Raw genomic sequence first — 1,955 nt, forward strand, 5'->3', positions numbered from 1 at the left:
TCAGAACGCTATTTATTCAGGATGAGTGTCTCCCGACCACTGCATTACGGTAGTCTGGGGTATGTCATATCTGTCTGGCTAAGCTTACATCTTCTCCCTGTTTGTGAATGGCGTTGTTTTGTTGCTATATCAACGACTCAAGTCGGTTTCAGGAAACTGAATGCAACGTGCTTCATGAGTTCACCGCAACGCCTGCATGTGAATTGCGGACGAATCACGGGTTCTACTGCTTTGACCATGACGTGTAAAACCAGCTGCACCAGTGATAATTGTTTATTTGCGTTGCTGTGTAAAAATCCATAATCCCGCGATCGTCGAAATCGCCTGGGTAATACATGTTTCAGTACCAGCCACAGGAAGTCTTCCCCTGGCAGGGTTCGCGTCTCTTTTTTGCCGGTTTTACTGTTGAGGTAAGAGAAGGTCACCATAAAGTATTCAACGGGCAACAGTTTCTGTCTTTGCCGTTGCAACCATTCGCTGGTATCGGTGTTCTGACAGCGATTGCAGTGACGATGTCCACAGGACAATGGTTTTTGCTCCCGGAATTGGCAGCCGTTGCATTCCAGCAGCGTCATGCCTGAAGCCGGGGTTCGACAACCCCGTATGGCGTTGAGCGCCTTGAGTTGGCTGGGTAGAAGACGTTGACTGTATTTCTCCAGGAAACGGTCGGCATATTGATCGGCTATATCGGAGAGGTTCATTGGTCGTCTCCTTTCAAACCCAGCTCATCAATCAGATGATTAATAATCCTGCGGGTATTCAGTTGGGTGGTTTCGGTTAACCGGGTGTAGATGGCTGTGGTTTTTGGCCACATGTGCCCGAGCAGTTCCCTGTAAAGGGTCAGAAGAATGGTGTAATAGTGCAGCTTCCGCGCCTTATTGAGCAGTAACTCAATTTCAGTGGTGGTCAGGATGACCAGAAGGCTTTTAACGGTGGGTGGTTTAATGATGTCCACAAACTGCCAGGGTTTTCCGAGTACGTGTTTCCAGAAAAACTGCAGCCCATTGCGGTCAATTTTGACCGTGCTCCATGAGTGGGATTCCACCAGTGCCGCAAAGTAGGTTTTCAGGTCATCGGGTTTGGCGTGTCGGGGCAACGATCAAAGAAGGCTGCTACCCGTCGCAGTGGCCTGCTGTAGAGATCAATGGTCGATTTGCTTTTGCCTTGGAGTTTCAGGGTGGTGAGGTGTTTCTGGTACAGTTTGTCAAACCGTTTTTGTTCAGAACGTTCCATGTTGCTTCCTTATATAAGCCGCACCGGAGTGGTGGGGGTATTAGGAAGTATTGGAAATGGCTGAGTAATCGGGATGAATGGTCTTTTTTGCCGCGTTAGCGGCTTGGTTCAACAAGAGCATCCAGCGGACGACGCTAGACGCGCCGCCGCTTATGCAAGCGTTATGTTTCTTCTTAGCTACCAGATCAATCATAATTATTTTTCATATGTTAATCGATAAAGAATTTAGTATTAAAGAAAGTTTGTTGCTCTACAAAGGATTAGATCCACTTGATAGCTCCAACATTCTGGAGCTGCAAAGAATTCAGTCTCTAAATGTTTCAGGATTTACAGAAGCTGATGTGCGAGCTGAAATTATTGACCCAATAATTCAGATATTAGGTTATAGAAAAGGTCAATTCTCTTCTGTTGATAGGGAAAGACATATAAGGTTTCTCGGCAAAACTCATAAATATATTGATTATTCTTTTACTCTCTGGCAAGAGAACTTCTGGCTTATCGAAGCAAAGCGACCATTACGTGGAGAATCTTTTGGCTACAGTGAATTGAGTCAGGCAATTGAATATTCCATTCATCCAGAAATTAATGCGTCAGTAATTGTTTTATGTGATGGAGTAAAACTGGAATTATTCGACAGAGAGGAAAATTTAGAAGAACCAATAATATCTTTTAAAATAGAAAACTTAGTAGAAAATATTGATTTACTTAGAAAAATGCTAAGC

4 protein-coding genes are annotated in these 1,955 nt (G+C 44.5%); 1 reads left to right on the plus strand and 3 read right to left on the minus strand.

All coding sequences use genetic code 11. The features are described from left to right. Positions 1 to 137 precede the first annotated feature (137 nt). The 3 genes from KDK13_RS08725 to KDK13_RS08735 are packed head-to-tail and all read right to left on the minus strand — an operon-like array spanning position 138 to position 1,233. Complete coding sequence (locus KDK13_RS08725) at positions 138 to 701, minus strand: transposase (protein ID WP_257284590.1); 564 nt, start codon at positions 699 to 701, stop codon at positions 138 to 140. Continuing rightward, the gene (locus tag KDK13_RS08730; RefSeq protein ID WP_257284591.1) at positions 698 to 1,096 is read right to left on the minus strand and encodes a phage integrase N-terminal SAM-like domain-containing protein; all 399 of its coding nucleotides are present in this window, start codon (positions 1,094 to 1,096) and stop codon (positions 698 to 700) included. The genes KDK13_RS08725 and KDK13_RS08730 overlap by 4 nt, the downstream gene beginning before the upstream one ends. Beyond that, the gene (locus KDK13_RS08735) at positions 1,066 to 1,233 is read right to left on the minus strand and encodes a hypothetical protein (RefSeq protein ID WP_257284592.1); all 168 of its coding nucleotides are present in this window, start codon (positions 1,231 to 1,233) and stop codon (positions 1,066 to 1,068) included. Before KDK13_RS08735 ends, KDK13_RS08730 begins: the two co-directional genes overlap by 31 nt. A gap of 77 nt (positions 1,234 to 1,310) precedes the next feature. Here KDK13_RS08735 and KDK13_RS08740 point away from each other — a divergent pair. Continuing rightward, on the plus strand, positions 1,311 to 1,955 hold a 645-nt coding region (locus tag KDK13_RS08740), incomplete at its 3' end, for a type I restriction enzyme HsdR N-terminal domain-containing protein (RefSeq protein ID WP_257284593.1).

Source organism: Endozoicomonas sp. SESOKO1 (genome assembly GCF_024606265.1).
Taxonomy (GTDB): Bacteria; Pseudomonadota; Gammaproteobacteria; order Pseudomonadales; family Endozoicomonadaceae; genus Endozoicomonas.

Excerpts from the sequence above, each read along its gene's own strand:
- KDK13_RS08725 (WP_257284590.1), bottom strand. The coding sequence starts at position 701 with ATGAACCTCTCCGATATAGCCGATCAATATGCCGACCGTTTCCTGGAG.
- KDK13_RS08735 (WP_257284592.1), bottom strand. The coding sequence starts at position 1,233 with ATGGAACGTTCTGAACAAAAACGGTTTGACAAACTGTACCAGAAACAC.